Annotated in this window: 2 protein-coding genes; both read right to left on the bottom strand. The window is 66.5% G+C overall.

The window, feature by feature from the left end; genetic code table 11:
* Window positions 1-49: 49 nt before the first annotated feature.
* The gene (gene istB / locus H5395_RS18075; protein WP_182793910.1) at window positions 50-943 is read right to left on the bottom strand and encodes an IS21-like element helper ATPase IstB; all 894 of its coding nucleotides are present in this window, start codon (window positions 941-943) and stop codon (window positions 50-52) included.
* Complete coding sequence (istA, locus tag H5395_RS18070; protein WP_220495125.1) at window positions 940-2412, bottom strand: IS21 family transposase; 1473 nt, start codon at window positions 2410-2412, stop codon at window positions 940-942. The genes istB and istA overlap by 4 nt, the downstream gene beginning before the upstream one ends.
* Between the last annotated feature and the right edge of the window lie 221 nt (window positions 2413-2633).

The following is a 2633-nucleotide window of genomic DNA, read 5'->3' as shown; positions in this document are numbered from 1 at the left end:
TATTGCGCGACAATCTTGATGAGACGCGCGCGTCAATCTGGATGAGCTTCTACGTCGCGGCGTCTGGCAGGGTATCAGCGTGATTGTCGCTGGCAAGGCCCTGCGGGCCGGGTGATTGACGCTCCGCGACAGACTGGGGCGTATTGTTGATTGTCGCGAATGCGGCCGGTCGTCCCCGTGTCCGCTTTGCCTCCATGGCGCTGCGCCGGCGATAGCTTTCGACATTCATCTCGAAGATCGTGGCGTGATGGACCAGCCGGTCGACCGCGGCGAGCGTCATGGCGGGGTCCGGGAAGACCCGGTTCCATTCGCCGAAGGGCTGGTTTGCGGTGATCAGCATGGAGCGCCGCTCGTAGCGGGCAGAGATCAGTTCGAACAGCACGCTGGTCTCGGCCTGATCCTTGGTGACATAGGCGAGATCGTCGAGGATCAGCAGGTCGAACTTGTCGAGCTTGGTGATGGCGGCCTCGAGCTGCAATTCCCGGCGCGCGACCTGCAGCTTCTGGACCAGATCGGTGGTCCTGGCAAACAGGACGCGCCAGCCGTTCTCGATCAGCGCGAGGCCGATGGCGGCTGCAAGATGGCTCTTGCCGCCGCCCGGCGGGCCGAACATCAGAACATTGGCGCCCTTGGCGAGCCAGCTGTCGCCGGCGGCCATGGCCATGACCTGTGCTTTCGAGATCATCGGCACGGCGTCGAAGGCGAAGCTGTCGAGCGTCTTGCCGGGCGGCAGATGCGCTTCGGCCAGATGGCGTTCGATCCGACGGTTGGCTCGCTCGGCCAGTTCGTGCTCGGCGATGGCCGCGAGGAAGCGCGCGGCGGGCCAGCCCTCCCGGTCGGCCGTTTCGGCGAAGCGGGGCCAGAGGGTCTTGATGGTCGGCAGCCGCAACTCGTTCAGCATGATGCCGAGGCGGGCCTCGTCGATGGGATGAGCCGTCTTCATGCTGTCTCTCCGATGCAGGCTGTGGCGACGAGCGCGTCATAGCTGTCGAGGCCGATCTGCAGCACCGACACGGTGGGCAGGTCGGCCGGGTCCGGGCCGAACATCCGGCGCAGGGCGACGGGATCGGGCAATTGGCCCGCATCCAGCACCCTGTCCAGTTCCTCGGCCAGATCGCGTTCGCAGCCGCGATCATGCGCCAGGGCGAGCAGTTCGACGGTGATCTTGCAGGCCAGCTTCTCGGGCAGCTGCGCCACCAGGGCCTCGAAGGTGCGCCGATAGGCCGGGCGCGGAAAGAGCTTGTCGCGGTAGACGAGGTTCAGGAGCGCCATCGGCTTCTTGCGCAGCGCATGGATGACATGGTGGTAGTTGACCACCTGGTCATGCCGCCCGCTCGGATGGGCACGCCCTCTGGGCAGCGTCAGCATCAGCGTGCCGCCCATGAAGACCTCCAGCCGGTCATCGTAAAGCCGCACCCGCAGCCGGTGCCCGATCAGGCGCGAGGGAACGGTGTAGAAGACCTTGCGCAGGGTGAACCCGCCGGTGCTGGAGACCGTGACGATGACCTCCTCGAAGTCCGTCGTGCGGCGCGCGGGCAAGGCCTGCAGATAGGCCCGCTCCGCGGCGATGCGTTTGCCCTGAGCCGCGTTCCGCCGCCCGACGATCTCGTCAATGAAGGCGCGGTAGCCCACAAGGTCGGCAAAATCGGCAGTGCCGCGCATCAGAAGGGCGTCGCGGATCGCCGCCTTGAGATGGCCATGGGCGCTTTCGATCGCGCCGTTCTCGTGGGCCACGCCGCGATTGTTGCGGGTCGGCACCATCCGGTAATGGGCGCAGAGCGCATCGTAGCGCGTGGTCAGATCCGTTGCTGCCTCGGTGTCGAGGTTGCGGAACGCGGCCGACAGGCTGTCGCTGCGATGCTGGTGCGGCGCGCCACCCGCCGACCACAAGGCATTCTGCAGCCCTTCGGCCAGGGCCACAAAGCTCTCGCCGCCCAGAATGACATGGGCATGCTCGAAGCCCGACCAGGGCAGGCGGAAGTGATAGAGCATGTGCGCCAAGGGCTGGCCGGCAACCGTGACGCCCAGGCCCGACATATCCGTGAAGTCCGACAGGCCCAGCCTGCCCGGCTCATGCACCTGCCGGAAGATCACGTCCTGTTCTGCGCCGTTGATGGCCCGCCAGGACCGGATCCGGCGTTCCAGCGTGCGCCGGATGCCCGGTGGCAGTTCGGGGTGGCGCCGCAGCATCTCGTCGAAGATCGCCACCGGGCGCAGGCCCGGCGCCTCCTTCAGAAGCGGCACGACCTCGGCTTCGAAGATGGGTTCCAAGGGATCAGGCCGCCTCCGTGCCCGCGGTTGCGTCTTCTGCGAGGGCAGGCGCGGGTCCTGCGCAATCCGGTAACCCGTGGCGCGGCTGAGATCCGCCTTGGCGGCGGCCACCTCGATCGGGTGGTCCTGTCGGAGCTTCATGAAAAGCCTTGTCTGTTGATCGGTTGCATGGCGGCCCGGCACAAAGGTGGTTCTCCCTTCCAGAAAACCCCAGCGTATCGGACCGGCCGCGATCACAGACGCAAAATGCCCGCTGCGGTGGGCGTGCGCCTCCGGTCGGGGCTACGCCCTCCTCCGTCACATGCCCACCGCGGCGTCTCATCCAGGTTGACGCGGAATCTCATCCTGTTTGTCGCGCAGCA

The organism is Paracoccus sp. MC1854 (assembly GCF_014164635.1).
Classification (GTDB): domain Bacteria; phylum Pseudomonadota; class Alphaproteobacteria; order Rhodobacterales; family Rhodobacteraceae; genus Paracoccus.
Note: the sequence above shows the minus strand (reverse complement) of the source record. Positions and strands in the feature narration are given on the sequence as shown.